16 protein-coding genes are annotated in these 19,862 nt (G+C 37.3%); 14 read left to right on the forward strand and 2 right to left on the reverse strand.

Features of this window, described 5'->3' with window-relative positions; translation table 11 throughout:
* Positions 1 to 2 precede the first annotated feature (2 nt).
* From GUB10_RS12540 to GUB10_RS12565, 6 genes are all read left to right on the forward strand, one after another.
* Positions 3 to 1,310 (forward strand): amidohydrolase family protein, encoded by a 1,308-nt coding sequence (locus GUB10_RS12540; RefSeq protein WP_193711799.1) that lies wholly within the window; start codon positions 3 to 5, stop codon positions 1,308 to 1,310.
* Positions 1,311 to 1,416: 106 nt separating this feature from the next.
* A complete protein-coding gene (locus GUB10_RS12545) occupies positions 1,417 to 2,211 on the forward strand; it encodes an RNA methyltransferase (protein ID WP_193711800.1) in 795 nt (264 codons plus the stop codon).
* A gap of 49 nt (positions 2,212 to 2,260) precedes the next feature.
* Positions 2,261 to 3,499 carry a M48 family metallopeptidase gene (locus GUB10_RS12550; RefSeq protein WP_193711801.1) on the forward strand — a complete coding sequence of 413 codons (1,239 nt, stop codon included), beginning with the start codon at positions 2,261 to 2,263 and terminating at the stop codon, positions 3,497 to 3,499.
* 35 nt (positions 3,500 to 3,534) lie between these two features.
* A complete protein-coding gene (locus tag GUB10_RS12555; protein ID WP_193711802.1) occupies positions 3,535 to 5,745 on the forward strand; it encodes a bifunctional (p)ppGpp synthetase/guanosine-3',5'-bis(diphosphate) 3'-pyrophosphohydrolase in 2,211 nt (736 codons plus the stop codon).
* Positions 5,746 to 5,774: 29 nt separating this feature from the next.
* Positions 5,775 to 6,230, forward strand: coding sequence for a Fur family transcriptional regulator (locus tag GUB10_RS12560; RefSeq protein ID WP_057481434.1), 456 nt, complete (start codon positions 5,775 to 5,777; stop codon positions 6,228 to 6,230).
* Positions 6,231 to 6,242: 12 nt separating this feature from the next.
* Complete coding sequence (locus GUB10_RS12565) at positions 6,243 to 7,514, forward strand: adenylosuccinate synthase (RefSeq protein WP_193711803.1); 1,272 nt, start codon at positions 6,243 to 6,245, stop codon at positions 7,512 to 7,514.
* Between the two features lie 110 nt (positions 7,515 to 7,624).
* Here GUB10_RS12565 and GUB10_RS12570 read toward each other — a convergent pair whose 3' ends face one another.
* Both GUB10_RS12570 and GUB10_RS12575 read right to left on the reverse strand, forming a co-directional pair.
* On the reverse strand, positions 7,625 to 8,458 hold the full coding sequence (locus tag GUB10_RS12570; protein ID WP_193711804.1) for a ferritin-like domain-containing protein: 834 nt from the start codon (positions 8,456 to 8,458) through the stop codon (positions 7,625 to 7,627).
* Between the two features lie 27 nt (positions 8,459 to 8,485).
* On the reverse strand, positions 8,486 to 9,226 hold the full coding sequence (locus tag GUB10_RS12575) for a ferritin-like domain-containing protein (protein ID WP_193711805.1): 741 nt from the start codon (positions 9,224 to 9,226) through the stop codon (positions 8,486 to 8,488).
* A 272-nt stretch (positions 9,227 to 9,498) separates the two neighbouring features.
* On the opposite strand from GUB10_RS12575, the gene GUB10_RS12580 reads away from it, so the two are divergent.
* The 8 genes from GUB10_RS12580 to GUB10_RS12615 all read left to right on the forward strand — a co-directional run bounded on the left by GUB10_RS12580 (position 9,499) and on the right by GUB10_RS12615 (position 19,845).
* The gene (locus GUB10_RS12580) at positions 9,499 to 11,361 is read left to right on the forward strand and encodes an OstA-like protein (RefSeq protein WP_227740394.1); all 1,863 of its coding nucleotides are present in this window, start codon (positions 9,499 to 9,501) and stop codon (positions 11,359 to 11,361) included.
* On the forward strand, positions 11,357 to 12,556 hold the full coding sequence (locus GUB10_RS12585; RefSeq protein ID WP_193711884.1) for an aspartate aminotransferase family protein: 1,200 nt from the start codon (positions 11,357 to 11,359) through the stop codon (positions 12,554 to 12,556). Before GUB10_RS12580 ends, GUB10_RS12585 begins: the two co-directional genes overlap by 5 nt.
* A 178-nt stretch (positions 12,557 to 12,734) precedes the next feature.
* Positions 12,735 to 14,132 carry a tetratricopeptide repeat protein gene (locus GUB10_RS12590; RefSeq protein WP_193711806.1) on the forward strand — a complete coding sequence of 466 codons (1,398 nt, stop codon included), beginning with the start codon at positions 12,735 to 12,737 and terminating at the stop codon, positions 14,130 to 14,132.
* Positions 14,133 to 14,172: 40 nt separating this feature from the next.
* Positions 14,173 to 15,111 (forward strand): DUF368 domain-containing protein, encoded by a 939-nt coding sequence (locus GUB10_RS12595; protein WP_193711807.1) that lies wholly within the window; start codon positions 14,173 to 14,175, stop codon positions 15,109 to 15,111.
* The gene (locus tag GUB10_RS12600) at positions 15,098 to 16,123 is read left to right on the forward strand and encodes a DUF368 domain-containing protein (RefSeq protein WP_193711808.1); all 1,026 of its coding nucleotides are present in this window, start codon (positions 15,098 to 15,100) and stop codon (positions 16,121 to 16,123) included. Before GUB10_RS12595 ends, GUB10_RS12600 begins: the two co-directional genes overlap by 14 nt.
* A complete protein-coding gene (locus GUB10_RS12605; RefSeq protein ID WP_193711809.1) occupies positions 16,120 to 16,848 on the forward strand; it encodes a shikimate dehydrogenase in 729 nt (242 codons plus the stop codon). The genes GUB10_RS12600 and GUB10_RS12605 overlap by 4 nt, the downstream gene beginning before the upstream one ends.
* A 112-nt stretch (positions 16,849 to 16,960) precedes the next feature.
* Positions 16,961 to 19,207 (forward strand): DUF349 domain-containing protein, encoded by a 2,247-nt coding sequence (locus GUB10_RS12610; protein ID WP_193711810.1) that lies wholly within the window; start codon positions 16,961 to 16,963, stop codon positions 19,205 to 19,207.
* A gap of 11 nt (positions 19,208 to 19,218) precedes the next feature.
* The gene (locus tag GUB10_RS12615) at positions 19,219 to 19,845 is read left to right on the forward strand and encodes a class I SAM-dependent methyltransferase (RefSeq protein ID WP_193711811.1); all 627 of its coding nucleotides are present in this window, start codon (positions 19,219 to 19,221) and stop codon (positions 19,843 to 19,845) included.
* Positions 19,846 to 19,862 lie beyond the last annotated feature (17 nt).

Consider the following 19,862-nt stretch of genomic DNA (forward strand, 5'->3'; position numbering starts at 1 on the left):
GAATGAAGATGAAATATTTAATATTACTAGCATTATTTGCCTGCATAGGAAATTCTTTTGCCCAGCAAACCCCTGCTTCAAAACAAACAGAAGCAGTAACTATTGTGGGGGCTACCGCCCACCTTGGAAATGGAGAAATAATTGAAAATAGTTTAATAATTTTTGAAGATGGGAAAATCACCCAGGTAATGGATGCCACTGAAACAAAAATGCAATACCGTGGGAGAATTATTGAAGCCGAAGGCAAGCACGTTTACCCCGGTTTTATTGCACCCAACGCTACTTTAGGTTTGGTAGAAATTGATGCAGTACGCGCTACAGACGATGAGGACGAAATAGGCTCTATGCTTCCGCATATTAGAAGTATAATTGCCTATAATGCCGAAAGTAAAATTGTGGAAAGCATGCGACCAAATGGAGTGCTAATGGGGCAAATTGTTCCGCGTGGTGGGAGCATCTCGGGAACTTCTTCTATTGTACAGTTTGATGCCTGGAATTGGGAAGACGCCGTTATTAAAGAAGATGATGGTTTGCATATTAACTGGCCAGATAGCTTTACCAGAGGCCGCTGGTGGGCGGGTGAAGATCCCGGAGTAAAAGTAAGCGAAGACTACCAGGAAAAAATCTTAAAACTGGAAGAGTTTTTTGCTTCAGCTAAAGCATATTTAGCCGGGAACAACCAAAAAACCAATCTGGCGTATGAAGCGATGAAAAATGTTTTTACCGGAGATAAAAGAGTATATGTTCACGTAAACGCAAAAAAGGAAATTCTGGATGTTATAGACTTTAAAAAAGACCAGAAACTGGAGCATTTAGTTATTGTTGGGGGTTATGAAGCCCATAAGGCTATTGAAGATCTAAAAGAAAATAATATTCCTGTTTTGGTACAACGGCCTCATGATACTCCAAACAGTGACGACCATGATTATGATTTCCCTTATAAATTAGCGGGTATTTTGCATAACCAGGGGGTTTTGGTTGCCCTCGAAAGTAGCGGTAGCATGGAACGAATGAACACTCGAAACCTTCCTTTTTATGCCGGAACCACCGGTGCTTATGGTTTGGGAAAAGAAGAAGCCCTTAAATTAATCACTTCAAATACCGCCAAAATTCTTGGAATAGATAATATGGTTGGGACTTTAGAAAAAGGAAAAACAGCAACCCTATTTATTAGTGAAGGAGACGCTTTAGATATGCGCGGAAATATTCTTACCCACGCTTTTATACAGGGCCGCCAGGTAAGTTTGGATACGCACCAAACCGAACTTTACGAGCGTTATAAAAAGAAGTACGAGAGCGCAAGTAAGTAATCTGCATTTCCCTAAATTTATTAAGAGGTTAACAGTTTTACCAGTAAAGGTATTTTTGTTAACCTCTTTTCTTTGCAATAGGTTTAAACTCCCTATTTTTACGCCTATGATTAAGCAAATAAGCAGCACACAGAACAAGGAAGTTAAGCACCTACTCCAATTGCAGGAAAAATCCAGGCTACGCCGAAAAGAAGGTGTTTTTTTAGTAGAAGGTCAACGGGAGATAGCACTGGCTATAAAAGGAAACTTATCTTTAAAAGCTATTTACTTTTGCCCCGGCTTAATTGAATTGAAGGAAGTTGAAAAACTAAACTCACCCCAGGTTCCTATTACTGAAATTTCTGCTGAAGTTTATGAAAAAATAGCATATAGGGGTAGTACTGAAGGTATTTTAGCTATTTTCAAAACAAAGGAAAACAGGCTTCAGGATATTACATTCAAAACAAAAAACCCTTTAATCCTTATCGCAGAAGCACCAGAAAAGCCCGGAAACATTGGCGCGATTTTAAGAACTGCAGATGCTGCAAAAGTAGATGCTGTTTTTATTGCAAACCCAAAAACCGATTTATACAATCCCAATATAATTCGCTCTAGTGTTGGCTGTGTATTCACCAATAAAATTGCTACCGGAAGCACTTCAGAGATCATTGCTTTTTTAAAGCAACATAACATTTCTATATATGCCGCGGCATTGCAAGCCTCAAAGCCATATCATACGATAGACTTTACCAGGGCTTCAGCCATTGTAGTTGGTACTGAAGCTACGGGCTTAAGCGAAGAATGGCGTGAAAATTCAACGCAAAACATAATTATTCCAATGAGTGGTGAAATTGATTCTATGAATGTTTCTGTTGCTGCAGGAATACTTATTTTTGAAGCCAAAAGACAACGCGGTTTTTAAAGAGAAACCGGGGTTGTATTGTATAATTCAGCATTAAAACTAAAATCATTTGAATCCGCAAACCCTATTTTATATTATTATTGGCATTATTATTATCGATTTTATCATCGATAAAATTTTGGATGCACTTAACGCAAAACATTTTGATGATCCCATCCCAAAGGAACTTGATGATGTTTACGACCCGGAAGAGTACGAAAAATCGCAAGCTTATAAGAAAGAACGGTACCGATTTGGTATTTTAACAGGTAGTTTTTCGGTATTACTCACTTTGGGGTTTATTGTTTTTGACGGATTTGCCTGGGTAGATGGGATTGCCCGAAATTTCACCGATAATGATATCCTGGTAGCCCTGATTTTCTTCGGAATTATAATGATAGGCAGTGATATTCTTACCACGCCTTTTTCCTGGTACAGCACTTTTGTAATTGAAGAAAAATATGGTTTTAATAAAACAACTAAAAAAACCTTTTTTTTAGATAAGATAAAAGGCTGGCTAATGATGGCGGTACTTGGCGGTGGAATTCTGGCACTTATAGTTTGGTTTTATCAATTTGCCGGAAATGATTTCTGGTGGTATGCCTGGATACTTGTGGCTGTTTTTTCTGTATTTCTTAATATGTTTTATGCAAAACTCATTGTGCCTTTATTTAATAAGCAAAGCCCCCTGGAGGAAGGATCTTTACGAACCAAAATCGAAACCTATGCAGCAAGTGTAGGTTTTAAATTGGATAATATTTTTATAATAGACGGTTCTAAAAGAAGCACTAAAGCAAATGCGTATTTTTCAGGATTTGGCAGCGAAAAGCGTATTACACTTTTTGATACTTTAGTAGAAGACCTGGAAGAAGAAGAAATTGTAGCAGTACTGGCTCACGAAGTTGGACATTATAAAAAAAACCATATCCTGGTAAATTTAGTTGCTTCTATTGTAACCACAGGTTTTACCTTATGGCTTCTTTCTTTATTTGTAGGAAGCCCTGTACTATCCCAGGCCCTGGGCGTAGAAGAACCAAGTTTTCATATTGGTTTAATTGCCTTTGGAATACTGTATAGTCCAATTTCAGAAATTACCGGTTTATTGATGAATTATTTATCACGAAAATTTGAATACCAGGCCGATAATTTTGCAAAAGAAACCTATGCAGCCCAGCCCTTAATTTCAAGTTTAAAAAAACTTAGCCGAAACAGCTTAAGTAATCTTACGCCACATAAGGCCTATGTTTTTATGCACTATTCACACCCTACCCTGTTGCAAAGATTTAAAAATCTAAAGCGCAGTTTGTAGTTGTTTCTTTATAATCTTAATCGTACTTTTAAATTATGACAGAAGCTGCTATAGAAAAAGAAAACAAAGAAATTGCCCGACAGTATAAAGAGCTACTGCGTATAAGCTATCGCAGTCTAAACGACGAGGATAAAAAGCAAATTAGAAAAGCTTTTGATACCGCTGTTGAGGCACACAAAGATCAACGAAGAAAATCTGGCGAAGCCTATATCTTCCATCCCATAACTGTGGCTAAAATTGTAGCCTCCGAAATTGGCCTGGACGCCACTTCTATTGTTGCGGCGCTCCTGCACGATGTTGTTGAGGATACAATTTATACGCTTGAGGATATAGAAGAAATGTTTGGAAAAACGGTGGCGACCATCGTTAACGGACTCACAAAAATATCTAGCTTAAAGAAAGATAAAGATGTTTCGTTACAAGCCGAGAATTTTCGGAAAATGCTACTCACGCTCAACGACGATATTCGGGTAATCATTATCAAAATTGCCGACAGGTTGCATAATATGCAAACCATGGATGCAATGAGACGTGACAAACAGGAAAAGATCGCTTCAGAAACACTCTATATTTATGCTCCGTTGGCACATAGAATTGGTCTTTACAATATTAAAACCGAACTGGAAGACCTCTCCTTAAAATATACCGAACCCGAAGTTTACCAGGACATCCTAAAAAAAATAAAAGAAAGCAAAGAGGAACAGGATGCCTATATAAAAGAGTTCTCACAAATTATTGAAGACTCCCTTAATCAGGAAGAGCTGGATTACGATATAAAAGGAAGGCCTAAATCTATTTATTCTATACATCGTAAAATGAAGGCTCAAAATGTGAGTTATGATGAGGTCTACGATAAATTTGCCATCCGAATTATTTATAAAAGCGACCAGGCCAACGAAAAATTTCTTGCCTGGAAAATTTACTCTATAGTTACCGACCATTTTAGGCCTAATCCTACCCGTCTTCGAGACTGGATCTCTTCTCCAAAATCTACCGGTTACGAAGCCCTGCATATTACAGTAATGGGACCAAAAGGCCGTTGGGTAGAAGTGCAAATTAGGAGTCATAGAATGAATGAAATTGCCGAAAAAGGTTATGCTGCACATTATAAATATAAGCAAGGAGACACGAAAGAAGACCGCGGAATTGAAGAATGGTTAAACAGGCTACAGGAGGCCCTTGAAAACCCAGATGTTAATGCAGTAGATTTTGTAGAGCAATTTAAGCTGAATCTCTACTCTAAAGAGATATTTATCTTTACACCACAAGGAGATCTAAAATCTCTGCCTAAAGGGGCTACCCCCTTAGATTTTGCATTTAGCATTCATACCGAAATTGGTTTAAAAACCCGTGGTGCAAGAGTTAATAATAAATTGGTCCCCTTAAGCCATCAATTAAAAAGCGGCGACCAGGTTGAAATAATAACATCCGAAAACGCAAAACCAAACGTAAACTGGTTAGACTATGCCACTACGGCAAGAGCACGGGCTAAAATAAAATCTTCTTTAAAAGATGAAAAACGTGAAATAGCCGAAGAAGGCAAAGCTATTCTCACCAGAAAACTGCGCGCGCAAAAAATTCCTTTTAATGAAAAGGTAATTAATGAATTGGTTGTTCATTTTAATTTAAAAACCAGTTTGGATTTATTCTATAGGGTTGGAATTGGTAAGATAGACAATCAAAAACTTAAGGAGTTTGCTTCATCCAGGAGCAACGCATTGGTGAGCTATATTAAACGTAAAATCACCAAACCGGTTATTGCTGAAGATCTCAATAAAGATGAAATTACCTCTAAATTCGACCAGCTTGTTTTTGGAAGGGACGAAGATGAAACTTTAGAATACAAACTGGCCAATTGTTGCAATCCAATACCCGGAGACCAGGTCTTTGGTTTTGTAACCGTAAATGATGGTATAAAAGTACATAAGAAAAATTGTCCCAATGCACTTCAGCTTCAAAGTAATTATGCCTACAGGATTATTCCGGCAAAATGGATAGATTCTTCTCAGCAAGACTTTAAAGCTGTTATAAAATTAACCGGAATTGATAACTTAGGTTTGGTGAGCGAGGTAACGAAAGAAATTTCGAGCAACCTCAATGTAAATATGCAAAAGGTAGGTTTTGAAAGTGTAGATGGCGTCTTTAGCGGTGAAATAACGCTTAAAGTAAAGAACAATGCCATACTCAACACTATTATTAACCGCCTTAAAAAAATTAACGGCATCGATAAGGTTAGCCGTGAATAATCCTATACCTTTGTAAGCTACAAAGAATTATGAGCAAAAAAGTTGTAAATAAGAACGATCAGGCAGTAGTTAAAAACGTGTTCACCAAGTATTTGGAGGAAAAAGGGCATAGAAAAACCCCCGAACGTTTTGCCATACTTCAGGAAATATATAATAACGACGATCATTTTGATATAGAATCACTCTACATTAAAATGAAAAACAAAAAATACCGGGTAAGTCGTGCAACCCTCTATAATACTATAGAATTATTGCTGGAATGCGGCTTGGTTAGAAAACACCAGTTTGGGCAAAATCAGGCGCAATATGAAAAGTCATATTTTGACCGGCAGCACGATCACGTTATTTTAACCGATACCGGTGAGGTTATAGAATTTTGCGATCCACGCATTCAGTCCATAAAAAAAACAATTGAAGAGGTGTTTGATATAGAAATTACCAAACATTCTTTATATTTTTACGGCAACAAAAAAACAACCAATTAACTTAAGATTTCAATGGCGGTAGATTTACTACTCGGTCTCCAGTGGGGTGACGAAGGCAAAGGAAAAATTGTTGATGTACTCACCTCTAAATACGATATCATTGCAAGATTTCAGGGAGGACCAAACGCAGGACACACCCTCGAATTCGATGGGCAAAAACACGTTTTACATACAATTCCTTCAGGAATTTTTCATGATCAAACCATTAACCTTGTAGGTAATGGTGTGGTGATAGATCCCGTAATTTTTAAAAAAGAACTGGATAATCTTAGTAAAAATAATATAGATTATAAGTCTAAATTATTTATTTCCAGAAAAGCACATTTAATCCTACCTACTCACAGACTTCTGGATGCAGCTTCTGAAGCTTCAAAAGGAAAGGCTAAAATTGGCTCTACCCTTAAAGGAATTGGACCAACTTATATGGACAAAACCGGGAGAAACGGAATTCGTGTAGGTGACCTGGAACTGGAAAACTGGAAAGAAAAATACAGAACCCTGGCCGACAAGCATGAGAAAATGATCAAATTCTACGATGTAGACGTGCAATACGATCTTGCTGAATTGGAGAAGGAATTTTTTAATGCGGTAGAAACTCTTAAATCACTAACTTTTATAGATAGTGAAGCTTATTTGCACCAGGCACAAAAAGAAGGTAAAACTATTTTAGCCGAAGGTGCTCAGGGATCTTTATTAGACATAGATTTTGGAACCTATCCGTTTGTAACTTCTTCTACCACTACTGCGGCTGGAGCTTGTACAGGTCTTGGAGTTGCACCAAATAAAATTGGTGAGGCCTATGGGATTTTCAAGGCATATACCACAAGAGTTGGAAGTGGCCCCTTCCCTACCGAACTTTTTGATGAGGACGGTGAAACTATGGGACGTGTTGGAAACGAATTTGGTGCTACAACCGGTCGTGCGCGTAGGTGTGGTTGGTTAGACCTTGTAGCTCTAAAATATGCCGTACAGGTAAATGGAATCACCCAGTTAATCATGATGAAAGGCGATGTACTTAGTGGTTTTAAAACCTTAAAAGTATGTACCGCTTATAATTACAAAGGTGAGGAAATTGACCACTTGCCTTATAATATTGAAGCAGAAAATATCACTCCCATTTATACCGAAATTAAAGGTTGGGAAGCCGATCTTACCGGGATGACAAAAGTAGAGGAACTTCCTAAAGAGTTTAATGACTATGTTGCATTTTTAGAGAAAGAACTGGAAATTCCGATTAAAGTGGTTTCAGTTGGGCCAGACAGAACCCAAACTATCACACGTTAATCAAAAATCTTATTAGATAAAAAACAAAAAGCCGTTTCAAATTGAAACGGCTTTTTTTCATAACAAAATCCTCTATAACAAAAACTTAGAATTAAGTTATTTATTCATCCTTAGGAAACGATGAATAAGCTGGCTATTTGTTGAGCTACCTGTCCACTCATAGGCTCATCGTAAGATTGTGATACTGCTTCGGCACTAAAGCCGGTAGCATCTACCAGGTTTACGCCTCCCTGCATAATATTTTCTTCCCCGTCATAAACAGCCTGGGTAGCTTCCGGCATTCCCGGCCCCCTATTGTTTAAGTTTATCCAGCCTAGTGCATTTTCATTGGTGTTTTCATTTAAAACATTGGCTCTCAACCTTCTAATCTCTGAGGCGTGCCTTGCTTCAACTGAATGTATTTGCAATGCCGGAGTAAGAAAATCGGTTCCCATAAGATTCCCTGCCTGACCCTTATAAGCTCTTACACCGGTGTCTTCAAAGGCCTGGGCCAACGCCAATAACTGGGCGTAAGCCATATCATTATTCTTATTAAAAGGATCAAAAGCCCCTCCTGCGGTAAAATCGAATTCAGGCGAATCTACGGCGTTATCTCCCAAGCCTGCTTTTAGAAATTCTACGTGGGCACTTTCGTGCTTAGAAATTTGGTTATAAACTGCTTCAGCCCTGCCACCGCTTGGTAATACTCCAGAATCCAGGGCCTTTATATAAAATTCGGCTTCAAGATATTCCAGGGTAAGGGCAAGCTGTAACGCACCTATGGCATCGTTCCCGTTACTTTGTGCAAAAGCTTTTCCAGAGGTAGAAGCAAGTCCAAAAGGAACAGCTACCATAGCCGCCTTCTTACCTAAATTCCCAAGGTTACCCAGCATTTCCCGCCTGGAAGAAGCTTTCTTAGTAAGACTTTCTGAAGTAAATTCGTCTAAAAATTTTATAATATCCATAATATTGTTTTTTAAAGTTAAAAATGATTATTTAGGTAAATTATTGGCTGTAAATGGTGTAACCACGAAGCCGGTTGCGCCAACTTCCCCAAGAATTGTTTCCGGATCTTTAGCCAGATCCAGCCCATTAGCATCAATAACATCGTCTCCGGCAAAAGCCGTATTATCTTCTAAATAAATAGAACGAATGGCAGCAGCATGCCTCGCCTCTACCGAAACAATTTTACCTGCAATCACTAAAAAGTCTGGAGTTTGCAATAATTTACCTGCTCCATTATACGCGGCAACACCGGTATCTTCCAATACCCTGGCTGTTGATAATACAGAATCTCTATCTGCAAAATTTACACCGCTAAAATCAAATTCTAACTCTGGCAGCACCTGGCTGGCTTCAGCGTTAGCACTAATTGCAGCTTTAAAAAACTCTCTATGTATAACCTCATGATCATATAAATCTTCTAAAATCAATTTTTCTTCAGCAGTAGCTCCTGCCCAATAAGAGCCATCTAAGACTTTTGTATAAAATGCAGCTTCCAGTTGCTCTAACGCATATGCATAATTTAGTATCCCTACATCGCCACTCCCAAGATCAAAAACTTCTCCCGGGGGAGTTGGATCTGGGGTCATATCATCATCACTACATCCATAGAGCAGTAAGCCTGAACCTGCCATGGCGAGTCCGCCCATTTTAAGAAACTTTCGTCTTGAACTCCTGTTTTTTGAAGGTTTTGCAGTTACTGCTTCTACCTTAATACGTGGTTTTTCCATAATTTAAGTTTTTAGTTGTTTACTCGATAATCTATTGTGCTCCGGGATTTATCTCGAAACCAAAAAAATTCTATCCAATGCCTCATTGAATTGTTCAAGAGATCATTTACCATATTTACGTATGCTTAGCAATGACGGTTTTTATAAGAGAGTTAAAGTTTTCTAAAAAAAATGTTACTCATTAAAAAATCAAGGTTCATCTTATTGTACACCTCCTTATCTTAAAAAGATTATTCCCCCAAATTTTAATTACTTTTGAAAAAATTATAGACTTGAAAAAAATCATTCTTTTCTTAGTATTGGTAACTTTGTGCATTCCTTCTTTAGTTAAGGCCCAGGAAGCCAAAGAGATTGATTATAGTGCCGATAGAAATATCCAGGATGAAAAATATCCAGGAGCTTTTGTTTTAAGCAAAGTAGAAAACCAGGTGTATTTTAAACACGAAGGTATAGAAGTGTGGTGCGATCTTGCCATTCATTATAAAGAAGAGAATTTTTTTAGAGCCTTCGGAAATGTAAGAATGCAGCAAGGCGATACTGTAAAACTAAACAGTAGCTATGCTGAGTATAATGGAAACTCCCAATTTGCATTTGCCAGTGGCGATGTAGTGATGAAACGCCCCCAAACCACCCTGGAATCTGACAGTCTTTTTTTTGATAGACTAAAACAACAGGCTTACTACCGAAGTGGTGGTAAAGTAATAGATACCGGTGGGGTTATTAACAGTAATATTGGAAGGTATTATATGGAGCAGGATAAATATTCTTTTGTTTCAGATGTAGTGCTTACCAATCCCGAGTATGTTATAAATTCAGAACAACTTGATTTTTATGGAAAAACCGGGCACGCATACCTGTATGGTTCATCTACCATTGAGAGTGAAACCAGTACGGTGTATTGTGAACGCGGTTTTTATGATACCCGTGGCGATACAGGCTATTTCGTAAAAAACTCCAGGATAGATTACAATAACAGAACGGTAAAAGGCGATAGCCTATATTTTAATAGGAATACAAATTTTGCTTCGGCCACCAATAACATTCGGGTTATTGATACCATTAACAAAAGTGTTGTAACCGGACACTACGCCGAAGTATTTCGAGATAAAGATTCTGTTTTTATTACAAAAAGGGCGGTAGCAGCCAGCGTTCAGGATAATGATTCGCTTTTTATTCATGGCGATACCATAATGATTACCGGGAAACCCGAGAAACGTATTATTCGTGGTTTTTATGACGTGCGCTTATTTAAAAGCGATATGAGTGGCAAAAGCGATTCGGTTCATATTAACCAGGAAACCGGCCTTACCAAAATGATTAACTTAAACAGCGGCCCGGTTTCTTCTGTAGATAAAAAAAGAAGTCCGGTGCTGTGGAGCGGACTTAGCCAAATGACGGGGGACACTATTCATTTACAAAGCAATACCAAAACAGAACAACTGGATTCGATGCGGGTATTTAATAATGCATTTTTGATTCAGAAAGACACTATAGAAGGCTATAACCAGGTAAAAGGAATGGATTTGGTTGGTTTATTTGAGGATAATGAATTGTACCAGGTAGATATCAACAAAAATACCGAAACCCTATACTACAGCCGTAATAACGACCAGGAACTTATAGGAATAAATAAAACCCTGTCCAGTTCTATTAAAATTCTATTTGAAAATCGGGAAATCCAGGATATCTATTATTACCAGAACGTAGACGGAAATTTAACTCCGGAAGAAGACTTCCCCCTTAATGTTCGTGAACTAATTGGTTTTAATTGGCGTGGTGATGAAAGGTTACTTTCTAAGGAAGATTTATTTAAAGGAAAGCCAGAACCCGAATTGGTTAAAATTGAAGGAATAGCTTTACCTGAAGAAGAAGGCGAATTCTTCGATGAACGCGAAGAAGGAGATGAGATGCTACTAAATGACAAGTCCAGGCTAAAGCCGGAAGATTTACAAAACAAGGTAAAAGACAGTATTCCGCAGTTAAAAGAAAGCCCGCAAATAATTAAGGAAAAGGCAGAAGAAGCAAAAAAGACAGTTAAAGATAGCATTTCAAAGAAAGTACCAACACCTTTAATAAAGCCAGAAAACTCACAAAAAGACAACAAGAACGAAGCTGAAGATGACGAAGGCAATTAATAAAGACTTTTTAAAGTACCAGGCGCAAACTACTCCACATCCCCTAGGTTTGGAGATAGCATCGGCAAAAGGCTCCTATATTTTTACTACTGACGGAAAAAAACACCTGGATTTTGTAGCCGGTGTTTCGGCTTGTAGTTTAGGCCACTGCCATCCCAAAGTGGTTCATGCCATTAAAACACAGGCTGAAAAATACCTACATGTAATGGTTTACGGGGAATACGCCCAGCAACCTGCCGTAGAATTAGCAAGCTTACTGGCCAAATACTACCCTAAACCACTTGAAAAAACCTATCTCACAAATTCTGGAACAGAAGCTATAGAAGGCGCTTTAAAACTAGCACGCCGTTATACAGGAAGATCCGAAATTATAGCTGCCCAGCAGGCCTATCACGGCAACACCATGGGATCGCTTAGCTTAATGGATTACGAAGAACGCCAAAAGCCTTTTAGGCCGCTTTTGGGAGATATTTCTTTTATTCGGTTTAATGAGGAAAAAGATCTGGAAAAAATAACCAGGAAAACCGCAGCCGTAATTCTGGAAAGTATACAGGGAGGTGCCGGATTTATTCTTCCAAAGAACGATTATTTAAAAAAGATAAAACAACGCTGTGAACAAGTAGGTGCTTTATTGATTTTAGATGAAATTCAACCTGGATTTGGACGAACCGGAAAACTTTTTGGATTTGAAAATTTTGATATGGTTCCCGATATTGTTGCTTTAGGAAAAGGAATGGGTGGCGGAATGCCCATTGGTGCATTTGCCGCATCTGCCCAAATTATGGATAGCCTTTCAGACAACCCTAAAATGGGACATATTACAACCTTTGGGGGAAATCCTGTAATTGCTGCTTCAGCTTTAGCTACTTTAAAGGAAATTACCAGTTCAGACTTAATGGCAGAGAGTCTAAAAAAAGAAAAACTTTTTAGAAAATTACTGGTGCATCCGCTTATTTCAGAAGTTAGGGGAATGGGCTTAATGCTTGCTATTATTACTAATTCTGAAGAAATAACAAATCATTTAATCTTAAAGTGCAAGGAAAAAGAACTTATACTTTTCTGGTTGTTATTCGAAAAAAAGGCAGTAAGAATAACACCGCCGCTTACCATTTCGGAAGAGGAGATAAAAGAAGGCTGTGGCATCATTATTGACGTATTGGATGAAATAATGAGACAGCAACAAACTGTTCATTAATTTGTTAACAAGAATATTGATTTTTGATTTTTTAAAACATAATCATTTTTATTTTTAAGAAATGTCTTTGGGCTCGTCTCAAGATATTAAGTTTAAAAGATCAGGCAATTTCAATTTAAGTGTTGAAAATTTTAAGTCTCACTTAGTGAGCAAGTAGAAATCCCGTAATTACCCACGTATGCAGTTAAGCCATAACGACGAAAACAAATTCTCACTTTCACGCTTTGAATCTATGCTTAAAACAAATGATGTTTTATTCTTTGATTCGGCCGAATTTGAAGATATTATCAATTACTATTTAGAGAACGGGAAATTTGCCCTGGCCAAAAAGGCTGTTAAATTAGGCCTGGCGCAACATCCAACTTCTACCAATTTAAAACTCTTTAAGATTGAAATTCTTGTTTTTGAAGATAAGCTGGATATAGCCGAGTCTATGCTAAGCGAATTACAGCAACTAGAATCTTCTAACGAAGAAGTTTATATTCAAAAAGCACAAATTCTCTCTAAACGCGACCTTCACGCTAAAGCTATACAGGTGTTAAAGATGGCACTTGATATAACCCTAGACCCGGCAGAGATCTACTCTTTAATTGGAATGGAATATCTCTTCCTTGAAGACTTTGAAAATGCCAAGTTTAGCTTTATGAAATGCTTAGAAGCCGATGAAGAAGATTATTCGGCTTTATACAATGTAATGTATTGTTTTGATTTTCTGGATCAAAAAAAAGAAGCCATCGCATATCTAAACATGTATTTAGACAAAAATCCGTATTGTGAAGTAGCCTGGCACCAGGTAGGCAAACAGTATTTTGATTTAAAAAATTATGAAAAAGCATTATCGGCTTTCGATTTTGCGATAATAAGCGATGAGTATTTTATTGGCGCTTATCTGGAAAAAGGAAAAGTACTGGAGAAGCTAGGCCGCTATCACGAAGCTATAGAAAATTACCGATTAACCTTAGAATTAGACGACCCTACGTCTTTTACTTATTTACGAATTGGAAAATGCTTCGAAAAACTGGGCTTAAATGAGCTTGCGCTTAAACATTACAAAGATTGCGTACATGAAGATCCGCTTTTGGATAAAGGTTGGATTGCCATCACCGATTTTTACATAAAAAAGAAAAATTTCCAGAAAGCCCTGTACTACATCAACAAAGCCATAAATATTGACGAAGACAATGTGCTATATTGGAAACGCTACGCCAAAATCAATAATCGTCTAAAGTTTTTTGAAGAAGCAGAAAAAGGCTATAAAAAAAGTTTAGACCTGGGGAACTATGAATTGGAGACCTGGATTAGACGTTGTGATATTTTAATAGATCTTGGAGAATTTGATACCGCAATTAAAAACCTAAACCAGGCAGTGGAATTTTATCCAAATACCGCAGAGATTGAATTTCGTTTGGCAGGATTATATTTTAGTGAAAATGAAGGCGAAAAAGCTTATTTTCATTTGAATAGAGGATTAAAATTAGATGCCGAGTATTATATTGTTATCGAAGAATTATTTCCAAATGTTTTTAACCGAAAAAGTGTAAAGCAAATTATAAATTCCTTTATAAATCTCTCTTAGTTATTTTGCTAACTTTGAGCCGGAATTTTAATTTGTTCACATGCGAAAAAGGTTTAAAGATTATCTACCTGTAACTTTAAAAGGTATGGCAATGGGTGCGGCAGACGTTGTTCCCGGGGTCTCTGGAGGAACTATTGCTTTTATTACCGGAATTTATGAAGAATTAATTTCTACCATAAGCGGTGTAAATTTTTCATTGGTCACTACCTGGAAAGAAAAAGGTTTTAAAGCCATGTGGCAACAGCTTAACGGCCCTTTTATTTTAGCACTTTTTACTGGAATCCTTATCAGTTTTTTCTCTCTTATGAGGGCTGCGAAATATATGCTGGAAAATCATCCCATAATGATATGGTCTTTTTTCTTCGGCCTTGTGTTTGCCAGTATTTGGTATGTAGGCAAGCAAATTCCCAAATGGAATTTTAAAATAGCACTGGCCCTGGTTATTGGTGCAGCCATTGCATTCTATATTGTATCCCTGCCCCCTATGGCCGCAAAAGATAGTAACATATACATCTTTTTCTCTGGAGCTATCGCAATATGTGCTATGATACTTCCCGGTATTTCGGGTGCATTTATCCTGGTTTTACTGGGGGCCTATAAAAAGCTTACCGATGCTGTACACGATTTCGATTTTCAAACCCTGGGCATTTTTGCTATAGGAGCCGTAGTTGGGTTACTTAGTTTCTCTAAGATCCTTAAATGGCTTTTTGTACATTATAGTAGTCTTACACTTGCCGTATTAACCGGGTTTATTGCCGGTTCTCTCAATAAAATATGGCCCTGGAAGCATGTGTTGCAAACCGAAATGTATGGAGACAAAGAAGTTGTTCTTAAAGAAGCATCAGTTTTACCATGGAATTTTAATGGAGAACCACAAACATTAGTTGCTATTATTTTGATGCTCGCAGGATTTTTCTTAATTCTAGGCTTAGAAACTTTTGCCGCAAAAAGCTCAGAAAACACCCATGCAACAAACTAGAACCTTTACAGATAAAGTACTTTTAGTCCTTAAAGGTCTGGCCATGGGAGCTGCTAATAAAGTTCCCGGTGTTTCTGGAGGTGTTGTGGCTTTTGTAGCCGGTTTTTACGAAGAATTTATTTATTCACTTCAAAAAATAAATTACAAGGCTTTTATATTGCTTATAAATGGGCGATTTAGAAGTCTGTTTCATTATACTAACGGGAGATTCCTAAGCTTACTTATTTTAGGAATGCTTATTAGCTATTTTAGTGTTTCAAAATTACTGGATTACCTAATTCTTCATTACGAATTATATGTTTGGGCTTCGTTCTTCGGCATGATTATAGGCTCTATATATTACATAAGTAAGGATTTTGACGAATGGAGCAAACGCTCCCTAATATTTGTTTTCCTGGGAATACTGGCCGGGGTAGCCATTAGTTTCCTTGAACCTGCAAAAGAAAACGACAATCTTTGGTTTGTATTTTTTTGCGGTATGGTAGGCGTATCGGGAATGACGCTGCCGGGACTTTCGGGATCTTTTATTCTTATTCTATTTGGAAATTATGTATTACTGCTGGTAGACTCGGTAAATGCCCTTTACGACACCCTGTCTGAACTAATTTTACTTGATTTTAGCTTTACACAAGATCCGGAAAGAATAAGGCTTTTAGAAGTACTCCTGGTATTTGGCGCAGGCTCTCTGGCCGGCCTGGTAACACTTTCGCATGTTCTTGGCTTTGTTTTAAAACATTATAAAAAAGATACTTTTGCCGCCATAATTGGCTTTATTACAGGATCACTTGGAGTGGTTTGGCCATGGAAAGAAAAAATTTTTAAGTTAGATAAAGAAGGGGAAATAATTCTGGATAGCCAGGGGAATGGGGTAATAGATTATTACGACCGCTATTTTCCAACTTTTTCTTCAGCTGAAACCTGGTTGGCAATTTTCTTTATCTTAATAGGAATACTCATTGTATTAGGACTCGCCTGGTACGAAAAGAAAAACCAAAAACCCGCAATCAAATGAAAACTTTTGGCTTATTAGGTAAGAATATTAGTTACTCATTTTCCCGAACTTATTTCAGCAAAAAATTTAAAAAAGAAAATATTGATGCCGAGTATCTTAATTTCGATTTACAAAATATAAACCAATTTCGGGATGTTATAAAAGAGACACCAAACCTACAAGGCCTGAATGTCACCATTCCTTACAAAGAAGAAATCATTAATTTTTTGGACGATCTGGCTCCTGAGGCTGAAGAAATTGGCGCAGTAAATACCATAAAAATAAATGGCAATAAACTTATTGGCTACAATACAGACTACATAGGCTTTTCTGAATCTATAAAACCCTTGCTAAAACCTCATCATAAAAAAGCCCTTATCCTGGGAACCGGTGGAGCTTCAAAAGCGATAGCATATGCCTTTAAAAAAATGGGAATTGCCTATAAATTTGTCTCAAGAACTTCGGGAGAGCTAAAATTAAGCTATCAGGATCTTTCACAGGAAATAGTTAATGACCACAACATTATAATTAACACTACTCCTGTAGGTACCTTCCCCAACGTAGAAAAATATCCCAAATTCCCCATTGAGCATTTAACCAACAAACACCTGGTTTACGACCTTATTTACAACCCCGAAACCACCCAACTCCTGGTCCTGGCAAAAGAACAGGGAGCCAAAATTAAAAACGGATTGGAAATGCTTGAATTACAAGCTGAAAGTGCCTGGCGCATTTGGAATAAATAAAGCCCTTTTTTTTATTTTAAATCTTACAAAAAAAGCGAATTGTTTGCCCAATTTTGTTGGAGTTACTATCTTTCAGCCTAATTAATTTACAAGAACCTTAACATTGAAAGATATGTCTCAGCAAGAAGATGATAAAAATAAAGAGGAGTTTTCTAATGAAGCTGCCAAAAATTCTGAAAAAACTCAGAATAGCGAAAAGCAACAGGTAGAAAACCGGGATGAAAATGTAGCAGAACAATCATTTTCTGAAAAGTCTGAAAACGAAACAACCAAGCCCACAGATAATACGGTGGTTGAACCTGCAGAAACTGCTTCTGAAATCAAAACTGAAGACGATAAGCTGGAAGATGCCATGATTGCAGAAGCCAGTGATAAAAAGAACACTTCAGAAGAAAATAAAGCCAATAGCGAAGAAGACGATGATAATGATGCTCTTTTGGAGGAAAGCCGAAAACAAACCCGGCCTCAAGAAGAAAATCAGTCTGAATCTGAAGTAGAAAATAAGACTCTTGAAGATGATAATGATGATCATGAAAAAACTTCTGAAGAGGAAGAAAGGGACTCTAAACACCATCAGGAACATATAGACAACTCGGTTGCCGAAGATAGTGAAGATGAATCTAAGGCAGAACGGCACAATATTCCGAAGAAAGATTACCATGCGATGAGCAAAGAGCAATTGGTAGATGAATTTGAAACTTTGCTTAAAAACGAAAAGGTACAGGCCATTAAAGATCACGTTATTGAAATTCGTGCCGAATTTAATGCCAAGTTTAATGAAGAGGAAGAGGAGAAGAAAGAAGAATTTCTTGCCGATGGCGGTAATATTATAGACTTCCACTACTCTACCCCTCTTAAAAAGCGTTTCAATTCCCTTTATTTTGATTATAGGGAGAAACGCAATAATTATTATAAGCAACTTAAACAAGACCTTAATAAAAATCTTTCCAAACGCCTGGAAATTATTGAAGAGTTAAAGGGGCTTATAGATGTGGAAGAAAATATAAATACCACCTACAAGCATTTTAAAGATCTTCAGGATAGCTGGCGCGTTGCGGGACCAATTCCAAGAGAAAAATACAACGATGTTTGGAACACTTATCACCATCATGTAGAGAATTTTTATGATTTTCTTCATTTAAACCGTGAGTTTAGGGACCTGGATTTTAAACACAATCTAGATCAAAAATTAAAGGTTATTGACCGCGCTGAGGAATTAGCACAGGAAAATGACATAAACCGTGCGTTTAGGGAGCTGCAAATGCTTCATAAAATGTGGAAAGAAGAACTTGGGCCTGTTGCCAAAGAATTTCGGGAAGATATTTGGAACCGATTTAGCAATGCTACCAAGCAAATCCACGATAAACGCCAGGAGTATTTTAATACCTTAGATGAGCGTTACGAAGAAAACTGGAAAGCCAAGCAGGCTATTATCGAAAAGATAAAAGCAATTGCAGCTGAAGAATATAAAGGCCATAACAAATGGCAACAGAAGATTAAAGAGATTGAAGCACTAAGGGAAGCATTCTTTAATGCAGGTAAGGTACCACGTAATAAGAATGAAGAAACCTGGACTGATTTTAAACAAAGTGTTCGCCGATTTAACCGTAATAAAAATGCTTTCTATAAAAACCTTAAAAAGCAACAATACGATAATCTCGAGAAGAAAAAAGAGCTTATTCAAATTGCTGAAGACAACAAGGATAGTGAGGATTTTAAAACCGTGACGCCTTTAATGAAAAAAATACAGGCAGATTGGAAGAAAATAGGCCATGTTCCAAGAAAAGATAGCGATAAGGTTTGGAAACAGTTTAAAGCAGCCTGTAATCACTATTTTGAACGCCTGCACGAAACGCGCAAAGAAGAGAACAAAGAAGAATTTGAAGCTTTCGACAAGAAAAAAGACCTCCTGGAACAGGTTAAATCTTTTGAACTTAGTGGCGATAAAAAAGAAGACCTGCCTAAAATAAAACAGTTTATTGAAGACTGGAAAAATTTAGGATCAGTACCTTATAACAAGCGTTTTATTGAAGGAAAATTCAATAAGGCTTTAGATCAACTTTTCAATAAGCTTGATGTAGATCATACCAAGGCCGAAATGCTTAAATATGAAAATAAGGTACAGGCTTTAAACGATGCCGATGACGATAAAAAACTTCGTAACGAACATTATTTCCTAACTAAGAAAATAGAAGAAACAAAGGCTGAAATTAGACAGTTGGAGAATAACTTACAGTTTTTCTCTAATGTAGATGAAGATAACCCGCTGGTACAGGATGTTCATAAAAATATAGCAGCCCAAAAAGAACAGCTTGAGATTTGGAAAGAAAAGCTACGTAAAATCAAATCGCTCTACTAAGCACGGCAGCTATGAATTGCCTTCTTTGTAAGGGAGCAACTAAAAAATCTTGGTCAGATAAAAACAGGGAATTTGTTGAATGCACCCATTGTGGGAGCATTCAACTATTACCTGAATATTATATTTCCAAAAAAGCAGAAGAGGCACGCTACCTTACCCATAACAATGATGTAGAAAACACCGGTTACCAGGATTTTGTTAAGCCTATAACTTCCCGTATTCTTCAGGATTTTTCTCCAGAGGATAACGGCCTTGATTATGGTTGCGGAACAGGCCCCGTAATTAGTATTCAATTAGAAAAAGCAGGCTATAAAACTACTTTATACGACCCGTATTTTCACCCCAACAAAGAGGCTCTAAAGTCACAATATCACTTTATAATATGCTGTGAAGTGATGGAGCATTTCTATAAACCGAAAGGAGAATTTAAAACACTGGCATCTCTTTTAAAACCGGGAGGAAAACTCTACTGTAAAACCGCTCTCTATTCAGATAAAATTGATTTTAATAACTGGTATTATAAAAACGACGCCACGCACGTCTTTTTCTATACTGAAAAAAGTTTGAAGTGGATAAAAGAGAATTTAGGTTTTTCAGGCCTGGAAATTAGGGCTGATTCTATTGTTTTTAGTAAATAAACCAAGAAAGCCCTTGA

The organism is Salegentibacter sp. BLCTC (genome assembly GCF_015143665.1).
In the GTDB taxonomy this organism is placed as follows: Bacteria; Bacteroidota; Bacteroidia; order Flavobacteriales; family Flavobacteriaceae; genus Salegentibacter; species Salegentibacter maritimus.